A 17,123-nucleotide genomic window follows, 5' to 3' on the forward strand; every position below is an offset into this window, starting at 1 on the left:
GCATCCGAAATTTCGGCCCGGTCGCCGCGACTCCCCCCCTCCAGGAGACGCGTCATGAATGCACAAGCGCAGCATCCGTCGCAGCCGGCCAACCTCGGCATGCAGGTCACCACCTTCGAGAACCCGATGGGCATCGACGGTTTCGAGTTCGTGGAATTCGCCGCGCCGGCCGGGCAGGGCGAGCAGTTGCATGCGTACTTCCGCAGCATGGGCTTCACCGCGGTGCTGCGCCATCGCCAGCGTGCGATCACCGTGTACCGCCAGGGCGGGGTCAACTTCCTGGTCAACGAAGACCCGGATTCCTTCGCCGCCGATTTCGCGGCCGCGCACGGCCCCTGCGCCTGCGGCTTCGCGATCCGCTTCCGGCACCCGGCCGACGAGGTCTTCGCCAAGGTGCTGGAGAACGGCGGCGAAGCCATCGCCGACAAGGCCGACACCCGCGCGGTGCCGGCGCCGGTGGTCAAGGGCATCGGCGACTGCATGCTGTACCTGGTCGACCAGTACGGCAAGAAGGGCTCGGTGTACGACGGGTTCGAGCCGGTGCCCGGTGCCGACCAGCACCCGGCCGGCTTCGGCCTGACCTTCATCGACCACCTGACCCACAACCTGTACTTCGGCAACATGCAGCGCTGGTCGGACTACTACGAGCGCCTGTTCAACTTCCGCGAGATCCGCTACTTCGACATCAAGGGCGCCAAGACCGGGCTGGTGTCCAAGGCGATGACCGCGCCGGACGGCGTGGTGCGTATCCCGCTCAACGAATCGTCGGACCCGAAGAGCCAGATCAACGAGTACCTGGACGCCTACCACGGCGAAGGCATCCAGCACATCGCCTGCTTCACCGACGACATCTACGAAACGGTCGAGCGCATGCGCGCGGCCGGTGTCGAGTTCCTGGACACCCCGGACACCTATTTCGACGTGATCGACCAGCGCATTCCCAACCACGGCGAGGACGTGGCGCGGCTGGCGCGCAACAAGATCCTGATCGATGCCGACCCGGAGACCAAGCAGCGCAAGCTGCTGCAGATCTTCACCCAGAACTGCATCGGCCCGATCTTCTTCGAGATCATCCAGCGCAAGGGCAACGAAGGCTTCGGCGAAGGCAACTTCCAGGCGCTGTTCGAGAGCATCGAGCGCGACCAGATGAAGCGCGGCGTGCTCTGAGGGCGGAACGCGGGAGGTTGGCAGACAGCGGATGTTCGACGCGAATGGACGCGCACGGCCAGCAGATCCTGACAGCGCATCGCGGAGACTTCCGACAGCCCGTGTAGCCCCTCTCCCACCGGGAGAGGGGTTGGGGTGAGGGTACGGTGGAGTCATGGAACTCAAGCCGCCATTGCCCACAGCCACGCTGGCTCACGCACGCCAGCTACGTCGCACCATGACCGACGCCGAGCGCGCACTGTGGAGTCATCTGAGAAGCGGTCAGTTGCAAGGCTTCAAGTTCCGGCGGCAGTACCCGATCCCTCCCTACATCGCTGATTTCTGTTGCGTATCAGCGAAGCTGATTATCGAAATCGACGGCGCGCAACATACCGAACCATGCGATGCCACAAGAACGCGTTGGCTGGCATCGCAAGGCTGGCGGGTCATGCGCTTCTGGAACAATGACGTACTGCTTTCGATAGATGCCGTGATCCAGGTAATTTGCGACGCCACTGGGTCGCCGTACCCTCACCCCAACCCCTCTCCCGGTGGGAGAGGGGCTTGATATCCAAGGCTCAAGCATATGCATGACCATCATCGCTACATGTCCGGCTTCGGCAACGAATTCGCCACCGAGGCGGTGCCCGGCGCGTTGCCGGTCGGGCAGAACTCGCCGCAGCGCGTGGCCCATGGCCTGTACGCCGAGCAGTTGTCGGGTACCGCGTTCACCGCGCCGCGCGGCGTCAACCGGCGCAGCTGGCTGTACCGCATCCGCCCGGCGGTGGTGCACGGCGGCTTCGTCGCCTACGACCGTGCAGCCGGGTTCCACAACGACTTCCAGCGTGGCCCGGTGCCGCCGGACCAGTTGCGCTGGAGCCCGTTGCCGCTGCCGGAAACGCCGGTGGACTTCGTCAACGGCCTGTACACCATGGCCGGCAACGGCTCGGCCGAGGCGCAGCATGGCGTGGCGGTGCACCTGTATGCGGCCAACGCCTCGATGCAGGGCCGGTTCTTCTACAACGCCGATGCGGAAATGCTGTTGGTGCCGCAGCTCGGTCGACTGCGCCTGTGCACCGAACTGGGCACGCTGGAGGTCGCGCCGCAGGAGATCGCGGTGATCCCGCGCGGTGTCCGCTTCCGCGTGGAACTGCCCGACGGCCCCGCGCGTGGCTACGTGTGCGAGAACTTCGGCGGCCTGCTGCGGCTGCCGGACCTGGGGCCGATCGGCGCCAACGGCCTGGCCAACCCGCGCGACTTCCTGACCCCGGAGGCCGCCTACGAGGAAGACGAGGGCGACTTCGACCTGATCGCCAAGTTCCAGGGCCATCTGTGGCGCGCGCCGATCGGGCATTCGCCGCTGGACGTGGTCGCGTGGCACGGCAACTACGCCCCGTACAAGTACGACCTGCGCCGCTTCAACACCATCGGCTCGATCAGCTTCGACCATCCCGATCCGAGCATCTTCACCGTGCTGACCGCGCCCAGCGACACGCCCGGAACCGCCAACGTGGATTTCGCGATCTTCCCGCCGCGCTGGCTGGTGGCGCAGCACACCTTCCGGCCGCCCTGGTTCCACCGCAATGTGGCCAGCGAGTTCATGGGCCTGGTGCACGGGGTCTACGATGCCAAGGCCGACGGCTTCGCCCCGGGCGGCGCGTCGCTGCACAACTGCATGAGCGGGCACGGCCCGGACGCGGCCACCTTCGACAAGGCTTCGCAGGCCGATCTGTCGCGGCCGGACGTCATCGCCGACACCATGGCCTTCATGTTCGAGACGCGCGCGGTGCTGCGCCCGACCGCGCAGGCGCTGGACGCCGCGCACCGCCAGCGCGACTACCAGCAGTGCTGGCAGGGCCTGCGCCGGCACTTCCTCGCGCCCTGAGCGCGCACCGGCGCGGCGGCGCTGCTCAGGCCGCTGCCGAGGCAACCGCTGCCGCGGACGTGATCGCGGCGCTCAGGCGGCCTCCGCCGCGGTCGCCAGCGCGCCGTGCAGCGATGCCGGCAGGATCTCCAGCATGCGCTCGCGGATGCGCTGCGCGTAGCGCTCGGAAGTCATCTCCGGCATCGTGCGCAGCACCCGTCCGATCGCGCGCAGGGTGTCGTGTTCCTCGCGCGCGGCGCGCAACTGCAGCTGCAGCGCCGGCGAGGCCGGGTGGCGCTGCAATTGCAGCAGGTCCAGCAGATACATGCGCGCATTGAGCAGGGCGCGACGCGGGTCGGCCGGTGGTGGCGGCGCGCTCGCCGCCACCGGCGCGGCGGCGCTGCTGCGGCCGTCGTCCAGGTAGCCCTGCTGCAGCAGTCCCTGCACGATCGCATCGGCCCCGCGGCCGCCCAGCGTCACCAGTTCCTCGATGCTGCGCTGGCCGTCGGCCAGGATCAGCACGCGTCGCTGGCGCATGTCCAGCGGCGCATCGTGCGATTGCAGTGCCGCAAGGGCGAGGGCGGTCTTGCGCGGATGCATGGCGGCGGGGTCGGTAGGCGCGCAGCTTGGCGCGCAGCGGTGAAATGCCGATGACAGGTGCGATGCGCTGGCATGTCGGTGCCGGCAGCCGCCTCGCCATCGGCGTGCTCGAACGCCCGATCCGGGATGCCGTACTCGGCCGCGCATGCTGGCCGTGTGTCGCCGCTGCCGTGCAGGGCGAGGGCATGCACGCTAGCCTATGCGCTGGTCCAGCGAGGAAGTGCGATGAAGCCGATTCAACCAGGCGTGGCGGTGTTGCTGCTCGCGCTCGCTGCCTGCGACCGGCAACCGCCCGCGCCGCCGTCCGCGCCTCCTGCACCGTCCGCGCCGGCTCCGGCGCCGACCCCGGCACCCGCCGCGGCCGACGACGGCGCCTTGCCGCCACCGGACATCGACCAGCCCGACGGCGACGTGCCGCCGGCACAGGCGCCGGCCTCGGCGTTGCCGCCGGAACTGTCCGCGGACGACCGGCAACTGGCCCGCATCGACGGCTACGGCGACCTGCGCCTGGGCATGTCCGCGGCGCAGGCGCGCGCGGCCTGGGGCGGCGAGCTCGACGGCCAGCCCGGCGCCGGCAGCAGCTGCTACGTGCTGCGTCCGCGCTGGGCCAAGGGCAATGACCAGTTCGGCTTGATGATCGAAGGCGACAAACTGGTGCGCTACGACGTGCGCACCGCCAAGGAGACCGCGCCCGGCGGTGGCAAGGTCGGCATGGACCTGGCGCAACTGCGCGCGCTGTACGCCGGCCGCCTGGAGGAGCAATCGCACAAGTATGTCGACGGCGCCAAGATGCTGCGCGTGCGCGGCGAGTCCGGCCAGCCGGGCGTGCTGGTGTTCGAGACCGACGCAGCCGGCAAGGCCATCGCTTGGCGCGTGGGTTTGCCGCCGCAGGTGGATTACGTGGAGGGTTGTGGTTGAGGCGCTGGGAATGGTGAATCGAGAATGGAGAATGGGAAAAGCATGCACGCTGCGTGATTGAGCTGCCACGGCGTGAACTTGTCACCTCAGCGGCGGATGACCGCTCTGTGCTCTTCGCTTTTACGATTCCCCATTCTCTATTCCCGATTCCCGGCCTTCAGGCCACCCGCAGCTGCCGGCGCTCGCGCCGGCGCGCACGTCGCGCGTACCAGCGTTCGCGCAGGCAGGAGAAGATCACGTACAGCGCCGGGGTGCTGAGCAGGGTCAGGCTCTGCGAGATCAGCAGGCCGCCGATCATCGCGATGCCGAGCGGGCGGCGCAGTTCCGAGCCTTCGCCCAGGCCTACCGCCAGCGGCACCGCGGCCAGGATCGCCACCATCGTGGTCATCATGATCGGGCGGAAACGCACGATGCAGGCCTCGCGCGCGGCCTCCAGCGGGGTCTTGCCGTGCTCGCGCTCGGCGACCAGGGCGAAGTCGATCATCATGATCGCGTTCTTCTTGACGATGCCGATCAGCAGCACCAGCGCGATCATCGAGATCACCGACAGTTCGGTGCCGGTGACCCACAGCGCCAGCAGCGCGCCCATGCCGGCGGCCGGCAGGGTGGAGAGGATGGTCACCGGGTGCACCAGGCTTTCGTAGAGCATGCCCAGCACGATGTAGACCACCACGATCGCGGCCAGCACCAGCACCAGCATCGAGTTCGGCTGCAGCTGCACGCCGAAGCCGCCGCCGTCGGCGATGCGGATGTCGCCGGGCATGCGCAGCCCGGCTACGGTGGCGGCGATGATCGCATCGCCTTCGCCGGTGCTGACGCCCGGCGCCAGGTTGTAGCTCAGGTCCATGGTCGTGTACTGATTCATGTGGCTGATCTGCGACGGCGCCAGGCCGGGGACCTGGCGCGCCACCGCTGTCAGCGGGATCATCGTGCCGCTGCGGGTGGGCACGTAGATGCGGTCCAGTGCCGCCGGCGTGGCGGTCTGGTCCGGCAGCGCGTTGACCACCACGCTGTACTGGTTGAGATCGGAGTAGATGGTGGAGATCTGGCGCTGGCCGAACGCGCCGTACAGCGCGCCGTCGATGGCGCCGATCGACACGCCCAGGCGCGCGGCCAGGGCGCGGTCGATCACGATGTTCTGGCGCAGGCCGGCGTTGTCCACGTCGGTGCCGACGTCGCGCAGCTTGGGGTTCTGCTTCAGCGCGGCCTGCAGCTTGGGCAGCCACTCCTGCAGCTGCGCGTTGTCGTTGCCCTGCAGCGAGACGCGGTACTGCGCGCCCTGGCTGGTGCCGCCGCCGCCGTCGCTGGGCAGATCCTGGATCGCGCGCAGGCGCAGCTGCAGGTCGGGGTAGCGGTCGGCCTTGGCGCTGAGCCGCGCCAGCACCTGCGCGGTGGTGTCGGTGCGGCCTTCGTCGCGGCGCTTGAGCTCGATGTTGAAGCTGGCGCTGGAGCCCTGGCGGCTGCTGCCCAGGCGCGCGCCGACGATCTTCACCGCCGGGTCGGACATCAGCATGTCGGTGATGCGGCGCTGGCGGGTGACCATGTCGGCGAAGGACACGGTGGCGCTGGAGGTGGCGCGGCCCCAGATCAGGCCGGTGTCCTGCGCCGGGAACGAGCCCTTCTTGACCGCACCGGCCAGGAACACCGTGGCCGCGATCAGCAGCAGCGGGGTCAGCGCCAGCAGCAGCGCGTGGCGCAGCGAAAAATCCAGGGCCACGGTGTACACGCGCAGCATGCGTGCGTGCATGCGCTCCAGCCAGGCGCCGAAGCGGCCGGGTTGTTCCGGCTCGGCGTGCGCGGACAGGAAGCGGCTGCATAGCGCCGGGGTGAGCGTGAGCGAGACCACCGCCGAGACGCAGATCGCCGCCACCAGGGTGACGGTGAACTCGCGGAAGAACACCCCGATCATGCCGCTGGCGAACAGGATCGGAATGAACACCGCCACCAGCGAGGCGGTGATCGAGACGATGGTGAAACCGATCTCGCGCGCACCGGCCAGCGCCGCCTCCAGCCGCGACATGCCCTCGTCGAGGTGGCGCATGATGTTCTCGATGACCACGATCGCATCGTCGACGACGAAGCCGATCGCGATCACCAGCGCCAGCAGGCTCAGGTTGTTGAGGGTGAAGCCCATGACGTACATCGCCAGCGCCGCGCCGGCCAGCGACAGCGGCACGGTGGCCGCGGCGATCAGCGTGGGCGCCAGCCGGCGCAGGAACAGCGCCATGGTCAGCACCACCATCGCCAGGCTGATCATCAGCGTGGCCTGCACCTCGTTGAGCGAGGCGCGGATGGTCGGGGTCCGGTCGAAGTACGCCGTCATCTTGGTGCCCGGCTGCAGGTAGGTGCGCAGCATCGGGATCTCGGCCTTGACCCGGTCCACGGTCTCCACGATGTTGGCGCCGGCGCGGGTGAACACGTACATCACCACTGCCGGCTTGCCGCCGAACCAGGCCGCCTGGTAGGCGTCCTGCTGGCCGTCGTAGACGTTGGCGATGTCGCGCAGGCGCACCGCGCGGCCCTGCTGCTGGCTGATCACCACCTGGCCGAAATCGGCGGCCTTGGCCACCGCGTCGTTGGCGACGATGGCGGTGGTGGTGGCGCCGTCGCTGAGGAAGCCGGTGGGCGAGGTGACGTTGGCCGCGCGCACCGCATTGCGCAGGTCGTCCGGGGTCAGGCCCATGGCGTTGAGCGCGCGCAGGTTCACATCCACCCGCACTGCCGGCGTGGAGGCGCCGCCGATATCCACCGAGGCCACGCCGCTGATCTGGCGCAGGCGCTGCGCCAGCAGCGAATCGGCGACGTTGTACAGCTCGTCGGCCGACTGCGTGTCCGAGGTCAGGGCGATGGCGATGACCGGGTCGTCGTTGGGGTTGGCCTTCTGGTACCGCGGCGTGGCCAGGCCGGAGGGCAGGTCGGCCTGCGCGGCGTTGATCGCGGTCTGCACGTCCTGCGCGGCCGAATCGATGTTGCGGCTGCTCTGGAACACCATGAACACCTGGCTGTTCCCCTCTGAGCTGGAGGAGCGCATGGTGTCGATGCCGGGCACCTGGCCCAGGTGCCGCTCCAGCGGCGCGGTGACCGTGGCGGCCATGGTCGAGGCATCGGCGCCGGCCTGGCTGGCCTGCACGAAGATCACCGGGATCGAGATGTTCGGCAGCGCCGCCACGCCCAGGCGCAGGTAGCACATCATGCCGATCACGAACAGGCCGATGGCCAGCAGCGCGGTGCCGATGGGACGGCGGATGAAGGGCGCGGAGATGTTCATGGGGCCGGGAATGGGGAATGGAGAATCGGGAATCGCAGTGCGCGCCCGGTGTCAGTCTTTCGAGGATCCGGCATGGAGTGAACGAGTCGGCAGCGCGCGGACTCGGCGCTTTCCGATTCCCGATTCTCGATTCCCGATTCCCGGCCCCTCACGCCCGCCCCTCCGCCGCCGTCGCGTGCCGCGCGGCGCGGCGCGCGCGCCAGGCGCGTGCGCGTTCGGAGGCGCGTTCCATATACAGATAGATCACCGGCGTGGTGTACAGGGTGACCAGCTGCGACAGCAGCAGGCCGCCGACGATGGAGATGCCCAGCGGGCGGCGCAGTTCCGAGCCGATCCCGTCGCCCAGCGCCAGCGGCAGTGCGCCGAGCATCGCCGCGGCGGTGGTCATCATGATCGGGCGGAAGCGCAGCAGGCAGGCGCGGCGGATCGCGTCGTGGGCGTTGGCGCCCTCGCGGCGCGCATCGATCGCGAAGTCGATCATCATGATCGCGTTCTTCTTGACGATGCCGATCAGCAGCACGATGCCGACGATGCCGTCCACCGACAGGCTCAGTCCGCACAGCATCAGCGCCAGCAGCGCGCCGACGCCGGCCGGCGGCAGCGTGGAGATGATCGTCAGCGGGTGGATGTAGCTCTCGTACAGCACGCCCAGCACGATGTAGATCAGCACCACCGAGGCCAGCAGCAGCCACACCACGTCGGTCTGGCTGCCGGTGAATTCGGCGGCCTTGCCGATGAACTCGGCATGCAGCTGCGGCGGCAGCTGCAGCTGCGCGCGGGTTTCCTCGATCGCCGCCACCGCCTGCGACAGCGAGTAGCCCTGCGCCAGGTTGAACGACACCGTGACCGCCGGCAGCTGTTGCTGGTGGCTGACCACCAGCGGCGTGGTCGACTGCTTGGCCTCGGCCACCGCCGCCAGCGGCACGGTGCCGCCGCTGCCGACGGTGATGCCGGTGTTCTGCGCGCCGATGCCGGTGGCGGTGGAGGAGTTGCTGGAGGTGGTCTGACCGAAGCTGGTGGCGTTGCTGGCGGTCAGCGCGCCGCTGCCGTTGCTGGCCACCGCCAGTTGGTTCAGCAGTGCGGTGCTGGTGCGGAACTCCGGCGCCACTTCCAGCACCACGCGGTACTGGTTGAGCTGGGTGAAGATGGTGGAGATCTGGCGCTGGCCGAAGGCGTCGTACAGCGTGTCGTCGATGGTCTGCATCGGCACGCCGAGCGTGCTGGCCTTCTCGCGGTCCACGTGCAGTTCCAGCGCACGGCCCTGGTTGGCCAGGTTGTTGTCCACGTCGGCCAGTTCCGGGCGCTTGCGCAGCGCCTCGGTCAGGCGCGTGGCCTGCGTCGCCAGTTCGGCGCTGTCCACGTCCGAGAGCGAGTACTGGTACTCGGTGGCGGCCACGCGGGTGTCCAGGGTCACGTCCTGCACCGGCTTCAGGTACAGCGCCACGCCGGGCAGCCCGGCCACCGCCTTCTGCAGCCGCGGCATCACCTCTTCCAGGCTGTCGCGGTCGCTGCGCGGCTTCAGCACGATGCTGAGCTGGCCCTGGTTGAGGGTGGGGTTCATCGAGCCGGCGCCGATGAAGGCGGCCACGCCGGTCACCGCCGGGTCGCGCCGCAGCGCCTCGGCCACCGCCTGGGTGCGCTGCTCCATCTGCGGGAACGCCACGTTCTGGTCGGCCTGGACCACGCCGGTGATCAGCCCGGTGTCCTGTTCGGGCAGCAGGCCCTTGGGGATCACCACGTACAGCAGCACGGTCAGCACCATGGTCGCCAGCGCCACCAGCAGGGTCAGCTTCTGGTGGCCCAGCACCCAGTCCAGGCTGCGCTCGTACACGCCCACGGTGCGCGACCACAGCGTGGTCTTGCCGGCCGCCGCGGTGCGCTCGTGCGCGTCCTCGCCCTCGGGCAGGGCGTCGGGCTTGAGCAGGTAGGCGCACATCATCGGCGTGAGCGTCAGCGACACCAGCATCGAGATCACCACCGCGATGCTCAGCACCCAGGCGAACTCATGGAACAGGCGGCCGGTGACGCCGGGCATCAGGATCAGCGGCAGGAACACCGCCACCAGCGACACGGTCAGCGACAGCACGGTGAAGCCGATCTGGCGCGCACCGATCTCCGCCGCCTCGCGTCCGCTCTTGCCCTGTTCGATGTAGCGCACGATGTTCTCGATCATCACGATCGCATCGTCGACCACGAAGCCGGTGGCCACCACCAGCGCCATCAGCGACAGGTTGTCCAGCGACATGCCGGCGAAGGCCATCACCGCGAAGGTGCCGGCCAGCGACAGCGGCACTGCCACCGACGGGATCACCGTGGCCCACAGCCGGCGCAGGAACACGAAGATCACCGCCACCACCAGGCCGATGGTCAGGATCAGGGTGAACTTGACCTCGTGCACCGAGGCGCGGATCGTCTCGGTGCGGTCGGAGAACACGTCCAGGTGCACGCCGGCCGGCAGCACGCCCTGCAGCTGCGGCAGGATCGCGCGGATCTGCTCCACCGTCTGCACGATGTTGGCGCCAGGCTGGCGGCGCACTTCCAGCAGCACCGCCGGCTTGCCGTCGGCCCAGGCGGCGAGCTGGTCGTTCTCCACCCCGTCCACCACCTTGGCCACGTCCGACAGCCGCACCGGCGCACCGTTCTTGTAGCTGATGACGGTGTCGCGGTATTCGGCGGCGCTGGACAGCTGGTCGTTGGTGCCGATGCTGTAGGACTGGGTCTTGCCGTTGAGCGAGCCCTTCGGCGCGTTGACATTGGTCTGGGTCAGCGCGCTGCGCAGCGCCTCCAGGGTCAGGCCCATGTTCGACAGCTGGGCCGGATTGACCTGGATGCGGACCGCCGGGCGCACGTTGCCGGCGATCGACACCAGGCCCACGCCCGGCACCTGCGACAGGCGCTGGGCCAGGATCGAGTCGGCGTAGTTGTTGACCTCGCGCAGCGGCAGCGTGTCGGAGCTGAGCTTGAGGGTGAGGATCGCCGCGTCGGCCGGGTTCACCCGGTTGTAGACCGGCTGGTAGGGCAGCGACGAGGGCAGGGTGGCCTGGCGGATCGCCGCCTGCACGTCCTGCGCGGCGATGTCGATGTCGCGGTCCATCGCGAACTGCAGCACGATCGTGGACAGGCCCGCCGACGAGTCGGAGGTCATCATCTGCAGCCCGGAGATCTGCCCGAGCTGGCGCTCCAGCGGCGTGGTCACCAGCGAGGCCATGGTGCTGGCGTTGGCGCCGGGATACTGCGTGGTCACCACCAGGCTGGGCGCATCGATTTCCGGCAGCGCCGACACTGGCAGTTGCCGGTAGCCGAGGATGCCGAGCAGCAGCACGCCTGCCATCAGCAAGGTGGTGGCGATCGGGCGGCGGATGAAGATCGTCGAAAAGCCCACGGGGAGATCCTTGCTGGTGAGAGTCCGGCGCGGCCGCGTCGGCTCCGGGAGTTACGGCGAAATCAGCGGCGGCCGTGGCCTGGCGCCGCGATCGCGGCGCCGGACGGGAACGCGGCCTGCGGGCGACCCGGCGAGTGCCGGCCGCGCGGATGCGGCACGGCCGTCGCCGGCGTGCGCGTCACGCTCAGCGCGGCCCGCCGCCGCCGCGACGTCCGCCGCCGCGCTGCTGCTGCTTGCCTTCGGCGGCCTTCAATTCGGCCTCGGTCGGCTCCGGCGGCGCCTCGCCCGGCTTCAGCGCGTTCACCTTGGTGCCGGGCTTGAGCCGGAACTGGCCTTCGGTGACCACCCGCTCGCCCGCCTTCAGGCCCTCGGTCAGCTGCACGTGACTGTCGCCCACTTCCGCGCCCTGCTTCACCGTCTGCATCTTGACCGTGTTGTCGGCCTGCACCACGTACACGTAGTCGCCGTTGGGCCCGCGCTGCACCGCCTGGGTCGGCACCACCACCCCGTCGGGCACGGTGCGCAGGGTCAGGCGCACGTTGACGAACTGGCCCGGCCACAGCGCACGGTCGTTGTTCGGGAACACCGCACGAACCTTGAAGGTGCCGGTGTCGGCGCTGATCTGGTTGTCGATCACGTCGACCTGGCCGTCGCTGGCGATGGGGTGCGCGTCGGTGCGGTCCAGCGCGGTCACCGGCAGCGGCGCCGCCGCCTGCGCTTGGCGCACGTCCTGCAGCTGGATCTCGGGCAGGTTGAAAGTCACGTAGATCGGGTGCACCTGGGTGATGGTGACGATGGTGCTGCTGGTGCTGACGATGTTGCCCACGTCCACCCCGCGGATGCCGGCGATGCCGTCGCTGGGGGCGAGGATGCGGGTGTACTGCAACTGCACCTGCGCCGCGCGCATCTGCGCGTCGTTGGCGGCGACCGCCGCTTCGTACTGCGCCACCTGGTTGCGCTGGGTGTCCAGATCGGTCTTGGCCACGTACTGGCGGTAGGCCGGGGAGTCGGAGCGCTGGAAGGTGGAGCGCGCGGTGGCCAGCAGCGCTTGGTTCTGGCGCTTGCTCGCTGCGGCCTGGTCGTAGCTGGCCTGCAGCGAACGCGGGTCGATCTGCGCCAGCAGTTCGCCCTTCTTCACTTCCTGGCCCTCGCGGAAGTTCAGGCTCATCAGCTGGCCGCCGACCTGCGGGCTGACGGTGACGGTGCTCAGTGCGGTCACTGTGCCGGTGGCAGTGGCATAGATCGGTACCGTCTGGCTGCTCGCCGCGACCACCGTCACCGGCACCGGCGTGTTGTCGCCGTCCTCGCCCATGCCGTCGCCGCCACCACCCTTGTGATGCCCGCCGCCGCGCATGAAACGCATGCCCACCAGCACCACGGCCACCGCTGCGAGGATCAGCAGCGCAATCTTCCAGAAACGCGACATCCGGGGAAACTCCTGTGGCGAGGCGGGGTGGGGGACCCTCCCGCAGTGGCTGGTGCAGACGGTCGCGAAAGCATATCGCCGGCGCGTTGCGATTGGACCATGACTGAAGGGACAGACCCCGCGGGCGGGCAGGGCCGGTCGTCCGTTCTCGCAACGCACCCGCGGCGCATCGGTTGACACGGATTCGCAAGGGTTTTTTCCCCGCAGCGGGGTCCATGGCCGCCCCTTGCGGGCCGCCGATGCACTACAGTGACTGAACGCCCGTTGCGTCCCGATCTGGAGTCCTGCCATGCCGCGCCTGTCCCGCCTGCTGTCCGCCCTGCTGTTCGCCGTCCCCGCCCTGGCCTGGGCGCAGAGCGCCGAGCGCCCGGAGGTGACGGCCGCCGCGGCCAGGCTGCAGGCCAAGGTGGTGGAGTGGAGGCGCGACTTCCACCAGCACCCGGAACTGTCCAACCGCGAGGAGCGCACCGCCGCCAAGGTCGCCGAACGGCTGCGCGCGCTTGGCCTGAAGCCGCAGACCGGCATCGCCCACCACGGCGTGGTGGCGATCGTCAAAGGCGCGCTGCCCGGGCCGAAGATCGCCCTGCGCGCGGACATGGACGCGCTGCCGGTGACCGAGCAGACCGGCCTGCCGTTCGCCTCCAAGGCCACTAGCGAGTACCGCGGCGAGACCGTGGGCGTGATGCACGCCTGCGGCCACGATGCGCACACCGCGATCCTGCTCGGCGTGGCCGAGGCCCTGGTGGCGATGCGCGCGCAGTTGCCGGGCGAGGTCATGCTGGTGTTCCAGCCCTCGGAGGAAGGCGCGCCGGGCAACGAAGAGGGCGGCGCCTCGCTGATGCTCAAGGAGGGCCTGTTCCGCGACTTCAAGCCGCAGGCGATGTTCGGCCTGCACGTGTTCTCCAGCGTCCAGGCCGGCAAGATCGCGGTGCGTGGCGGGCCGCTGATGGCCGCCTCGGACCGCTTCAGCATCAAGGTGATCGGCCGCCAGACCCACGGCTCGGCGCCGTGGAACGGCATCGACCCGATCGTGGCCAGCGCCGACCTGATCGGCGCTGCGCAGAGCGTGATCAGCCGCCGCGCCAACCTGTCCAGGCAGCCGGCGGTGCTCAGCTTCGGCGCGATCAAGGGCGGCATCCGCTACAACATCATTCCCGACGACGTGGAGATGGTCGGCACCATCCGCACCTTCGACGAGGGCATGCGTCAGCAGATCTTCGCCGACCTCAAGACCGTGGCCGAGCACACCGCCGCCGCGCACGGCGCCAAGGCCGAAGCGCATGTGCCCGACCAGGACGGCAACCCGGCCACGGTCAACGACCCGGCGCTGACCGCGCGCATGCTGCCCAGCCTGCAGGCGGTGGTCGGCGCCGGCAACGTCTACGAACCGCCGCTGCAGATGGGCGCGGAGGATTTCTCGTACTACGCGCAGCAGGTGCCGTCGATGTTCTTCTTCGTCGGCGCCACCGCCCCCGGCATCGACCCGGCGACCGCGCCCAGCAACCACTCGCCGCAATTCCTGCTCGACGAAACCGCCCTGGACGTCGGCCTGCGCGCGATGCTGGAGGTGACGTTGGACTATCTGGGAACGAAGCCGGAGGCCTGAAGGTCCGGGATTGGGGAATCGGGAGTGGGGATTCGTAAAAGCGGCAGTTCCGCAGCGCCCTGCACGGCGTCGCGCATGGCCGCAGCGATGGATGGATATCCGTAGGAGCGGCTTCAGCCGCGACGGGCATTGCCGGGAAGGCCATCGCGGCTGAAGCCGCTCCTGCAACAGCGACGATAGATCACTCCTGTGGGAGCGACTTCAGTCGCGACGCACGAAGCACAGAATCGACGCAAGCGCCTCGACACAAGGAGGCGCGATTTCGCTTCTGCCAATCCCGAATCCCAAATCCCGAATCCCTGCCCATACACCTGCCAGCCAGAACCCGCCCGCTACACTGCACCGCATGAATACCCCCCAGGATTCCAGTCTCGGCCGCGAGGTCGCCTACCCGTCGCAGTACGATCCGGCGCTGCTGTTTCCCATCCCGCGCGCTGCGGCGCGCACCGAGATCGGTCTCGACCCTGCGGCGCTGCCGTTCTTCGGCGTGGACCACTGGCACGCCTACGAACTGAGCTGGCTGGATGCGCAGGGCAAGCCCTGTGTCGCCACCGCGACCCTGCAGGTGCCGTGCGCCTCGCCGAACCTGATCGAATCCAAGTCGCTCAAGCTCTATCTCAATTCGCTCAACGCGATGCGCTTCAACAGCGCCGAAGCGCTGCGCAGCTGCATCGTCACCGACCTGTCGGCGCGCGCCGGCGCCGACGTGGCGATGGAGTTCGGCCTGCCGCCGATGGACACGCTGGGCGCAGGCGAGTCGCTGGACGCGCTGGACATCGCCATCGACTGCTACGGCCCGCCGCGTCCGGACTTCCTGTCCGCCGCCGAGGGCGAGGTGGTCGAAGAGACCCTGACCAGCGAATTGCTCAAGTCCAACTGCCCGGTCACCGGCCAGCCGGACTGGGCCTCGCTGCACCTGCGCTACCGCGGCGGCCGCATCGACCGCGAAGGCCTGCTGCGCTACCTGATCAGTTTCCGCGAGCACGCCGGCTTCCACGAGCAGTGCGTCGAGCGCATCTTCCATGACCTGATGATGCGCTGCCGCCCGCAGTCGCTGCAGGTGGAGGCGCGCTACACCCGCCGCGGCGGCCTGGACATCAATCCCTGGCGCGCCACCGCGGATGTGGCCGAACCGCTGAGCTTCCTGCGCGATATGCGTCAGTAGGGCTGCTCCGAAACCGCGATTGCATCATCGGCGGCGACGCGCCGAAGCATCGACGCGTCCGGCCGTGCTGCAGTCGGGACTGAAGTCCCTCCCACAAGGAGCGCCCTGAGCGTAGCGACGCCGTCGACACGCTGCGGCAGACCGGGATTCGCGTCGCTTGGACGATGCGCCCACACCGCGAAGGTGCCGCGCGCGGTTGCCCGTGATCGACGGTGCGGCGTGCTCGCGATCCCGATGGCATGCACGGTGCCGACCGTTCGAGCGACACCTCTCGCCGCGTTGGACTGCATGCGATGCGCCTGAACCGCAGCGGCGCAGTTCACGGCCGCGCGATCCTTTTTTAACAAATCCTGTGACACCGTGGCAGCGTCCCATCACGCAGGGAGCCACGCGATGAACAGCGACAAGCGCGCCGATTTCTCGGCGGTCACCGCCAAGGTGGATACCACCGCCGACGTCGTGCAGAAGCCGGATTTCTCCGCCGTGCAGAGCAAGGTCGACAGCACCGCCGAACAGGTGCAGCAGGTGTATGTGGTCAAGCCCGGCGATTCGCTGTCCAAGATCGCCAAGCTGCATTACGGCGACGGCAATGCCTGGACGCGCATCTTCGAGGCCAACCGCGATGTGCTGGTCGACCCCGACAAGATCTATCCGGGCCAGACGCTCAAGTTGCCTGCCGGCGCCTGAGCCGCCGCTGGCGCATCTCTTCGTAATTCCGACAGGAGTCTCCTACCGATGAAGCACCGCACGATGTCCTCGTTTTCGCCCCTCATGATCGCGCTGGTCGGCGCGTTGGCGCTGGCCGGCTGCAAGAAGCAGGAGCAACAGCAGACCGTGTCGCCCGATCCCACCTCGTCCGCGCCGACCGAGCAGATGCCGGGGCCGGCCGCCGCGCCGGCGGAACAGTCCGCGCCGGCCGCTGCCGGCGCCAATGCGGTGAACGTCGCCGCGGTCGCCGTCGGCAACACCGCCGCGGCCGACAAGTCGGTGGCGCCGCTGACCACGCTCGCCAGCAAGGACAAGATCATCGTGTCGGTGAAGACCGAGGGCTCGGCCACCAATGCCAACGTCGGCGCCAAGCTCGTGTTCCAGGACGGCCAGACTGCAGGCGAGCGCACCGAGACGCTCAATACCAGCGGCGCCGAGACCACCAACTTCGAGTTCACCAATCCCAAGGGCTGGCCGGCCGGCCAGTACAAGGCCGAGGTCACCGTGAACGGCCAGGCGGCGGGCACGCCGCAGACGTTCGAGGTGAAGTGATCCAGGGCTGAGCCCGGGTCACGCGTCGCACGCGCCGCCTCTCTCCCGGCACGTGCGGCACGCTGGCGCAGCCGCGAGGCTGCGCCTTTTTTTATGCGACGCGATGAAGCGTAAAGTTCGTTGCCGTGGATCGTGCTCCTTGTGGGAGGGACTTCCGTCCCGACGCGGGACGGTCGATGGCGACGCTGTCCGGCTTGCACGCAGATCATCCCTTGTTCGTTTCGATCCACGCCCCTTCGCAGGGCACCACTGCCTATCGCACTGGCGACGGCATGCGGGACGTGCAACTCACTTCGCTCACTCGGGCGGACGGGCATCCCCCTGCAATCGCGAGGGGATGAACCCTGCGTACGGATCGCACGACCCCGCGCTTTGCCCGCAGCCGGCAGACACGCGACAATGGACGGCCGATGTCCGGCGGTTGGCGGCATCGCGAAACCTACAAGAAAACATACGCCGCCGTACTGTCGGTGCTGCCTATTTCCCCC

The 17,123-nt window shown here is 68.9% G+C and carries 12 protein-coding genes; 8 read left to right on the forward strand and 4 right to left on the reverse strand.

All coding sequences use genetic code 11. From position 1 onward, the window contains the following. Positions 1 to 99: 99 nt before the first annotated feature. The 3 genes from hppD to hmgA all read left to right on the forward strand — a co-directional run bounded on the left by hppD (position 100) and on the right by hmgA (position 3,031). Positions 100 to 1,167, forward strand: coding sequence for a 4-hydroxyphenylpyruvate dioxygenase (gene hppD, locus PG878_RS03225; protein WP_209032335.1), 1,068 nt, complete (start codon positions 100 to 102; stop codon positions 1,165 to 1,167). Between the two features lie 154 nt (positions 1,168 to 1,321). Beyond that, positions 1,322 to 1,714 carry an endonuclease domain-containing protein gene (locus tag PG878_RS03230; RefSeq protein ID WP_209032205.1) on the forward strand — a complete coding sequence of 131 codons (393 nt, stop codon included), beginning with the start codon at positions 1,322 to 1,324 and terminating at the stop codon, positions 1,712 to 1,714. An 18-nt stretch (positions 1,715 to 1,732) separates the two neighbouring features. Beyond that, positions 1,733 to 3,031, forward strand: a complete 1,299-nt coding sequence (hmgA, locus tag PG878_RS03235; protein ID WP_209032204.1) for a homogentisate 1,2-dioxygenase — start codon at positions 1,733 to 1,735, stop codon at positions 3,029 to 3,031. Positions 3,032 to 3,103: 72 nt separating this feature from the next. Here the strand turns inward: hmgA and PG878_RS03240 are convergent, their stop codons facing one another. Further along, complete coding sequence (locus PG878_RS03240) at positions 3,104 to 3,610, reverse strand: hypothetical protein (protein ID WP_209032203.1); 507 nt, start codon at positions 3,608 to 3,610, stop codon at positions 3,104 to 3,106. 225 nt (positions 3,611 to 3,835) lie between these two features. Here PG878_RS03240 and PG878_RS03245 point away from each other — a divergent pair, with 225 nt between their 5' ends. Then, a complete protein-coding gene (locus PG878_RS03245) occupies positions 3,836 to 4,528 on the forward strand; it encodes a lectin (protein ID WP_209032202.1) in 693 nt (230 codons plus the stop codon). A gap of 157 nt (positions 4,529 to 4,685) precedes the next feature. Here PG878_RS03245 and PG878_RS03250 read toward each other — a convergent pair whose 3' ends face one another. The 3 genes from PG878_RS03250 to PG878_RS03260 form a co-directional block, all read right to left on the reverse strand. Then, positions 4,686 to 7,796, reverse strand: a complete 3,111-nt coding sequence (locus PG878_RS03250; RefSeq protein WP_209032201.1) for an efflux RND transporter permease subunit — start codon at positions 7,794 to 7,796, stop codon at positions 4,686 to 4,688. Between the two features lie 148 nt (positions 7,797 to 7,944). Further along, positions 7,945 to 11,178, reverse strand: a complete 3,234-nt coding sequence (locus tag PG878_RS03255; RefSeq protein WP_209032200.1) for an efflux RND transporter permease subunit — start codon at positions 11,176 to 11,178, stop codon at positions 7,945 to 7,947. 184 nt (positions 11,179 to 11,362) lie between these two features. Next, positions 11,363 to 12,604: an efflux RND transporter periplasmic adaptor subunit gene (locus PG878_RS03260; protein WP_209032199.1), complete on the reverse strand. Its 1,242-nt coding sequence runs from the start codon at positions 12,602 to 12,604 to the stop codon at positions 11,363 to 11,365. Between the two features lie 289 nt (positions 12,605 to 12,893). On the opposite strand from PG878_RS03260, the gene PG878_RS03265 reads away from it, so the two are divergent. The 4 genes from PG878_RS03265 to PG878_RS03280 all read left to right on the forward strand — a co-directional run bounded on the left by PG878_RS03265 (position 12,894) and on the right by PG878_RS03280 (position 16,635). After that, entirely contained in the window at positions 12,894 to 14,210 is a 1,317-nt protein-coding gene (locus PG878_RS03265) for a M20 family metallopeptidase (protein ID WP_209032198.1), read from the forward strand. 346 nt (positions 14,211 to 14,556) lie between these two features. Continuing rightward, on the forward strand, positions 14,557 to 15,375 hold the full coding sequence (queF, locus tag PG878_RS03270; RefSeq protein ID WP_209032197.1) for an NADPH-dependent 7-cyano-7-deazaguanine reductase QueF: 819 nt from the start codon (positions 14,557 to 14,559) through the stop codon (positions 15,373 to 15,375). A 393-nt stretch (positions 15,376 to 15,768) separates the two neighbouring features. Next, complete coding sequence (locus PG878_RS03275; protein WP_209032196.1) at positions 15,769 to 16,062, forward strand: LysM peptidoglycan-binding domain-containing protein; 294 nt, start codon at positions 15,769 to 15,771, stop codon at positions 16,060 to 16,062. A gap of 48 nt (positions 16,063 to 16,110) precedes the next feature. Beyond that, the gene (locus PG878_RS03280) at positions 16,111 to 16,635 is read left to right on the forward strand and encodes a hypothetical protein (protein WP_209032195.1); all 525 of its coding nucleotides are present in this window, start codon (positions 16,111 to 16,113) and stop codon (positions 16,633 to 16,635) included. The last annotated feature ends 488 nt before the right edge of the window (positions 16,636 to 17,123 follow it).

Source organism: Xanthomonas hawaiiensis (assembly GCF_031834635.1).
Taxonomy (GTDB): domain Bacteria; phylum Pseudomonadota; class Gammaproteobacteria; order Xanthomonadales; family Xanthomonadaceae; genus Xanthomonas_A; species Xanthomonas_A sacchari.

Excerpts from the sequence above, each read along its gene's own strand:
- hppD (WP_209032335.1), top strand. The coding sequence starts at position 100 with ATGCAGGTCACCACCTTCGAGAACCCGATGGGCATCGACGGTTTCGAG.
- PG878_RS03230 (WP_209032205.1), top strand. The coding sequence starts at position 1,322 with ATGGAACTCAAGCCGCCATTGCCCACAGCCACGCTGGCTCACGCACGC.
- hmgA (WP_209032204.1), top strand. The coding sequence starts at position 1,733 with ATGCATGACCATCATCGCTACATGTCCGGCTTCGGCAACGAATTCGCC.
- PG878_RS03240 (WP_209032203.1), bottom strand. The coding sequence starts at position 3,610 with ATGCATCCGCGCAAGACCGCCCTCGCCCTTGCGGCACTGCAATCGCAC.
- PG878_RS03245 (WP_209032202.1), top strand. The coding sequence starts at position 3,836 with ATGAAGCCGATTCAACCAGGCGTGGCGGTGTTGCTGCTCGCGCTCGCT.
- PG878_RS03250 (WP_209032201.1), bottom strand. The coding sequence starts at position 7,796 with ATGAACATCTCCGCGCCCTTCATCCGCCGTCCCATCGGCACCGCGCTG.
- PG878_RS03260 (WP_209032199.1), bottom strand. The coding sequence starts at position 12,604 with ATGTCGCGTTTCTGGAAGATTGCGCTGCTGATCCTCGCAGCGGTGGCC.
- PG878_RS03265 (WP_209032198.1), top strand. The coding sequence starts at position 12,894 with ATGCCGCGCCTGTCCCGCCTGCTGTCCGCCCTGCTGTTCGCCGTCCCC.
- queF (WP_209032197.1), top strand. The coding sequence starts at position 14,557 with ATGAATACCCCCCAGGATTCCAGTCTCGGCCGCGAGGTCGCCTACCCG.
- PG878_RS03275 (WP_209032196.1), top strand. The coding sequence starts at position 15,769 with ATGAACAGCGACAAGCGCGCCGATTTCTCGGCGGTCACCGCCAAGGTG.
- PG878_RS03280 (WP_209032195.1), top strand. The coding sequence starts at position 16,111 with ATGAAGCACCGCACGATGTCCTCGTTTTCGCCCCTCATGATCGCGCTG.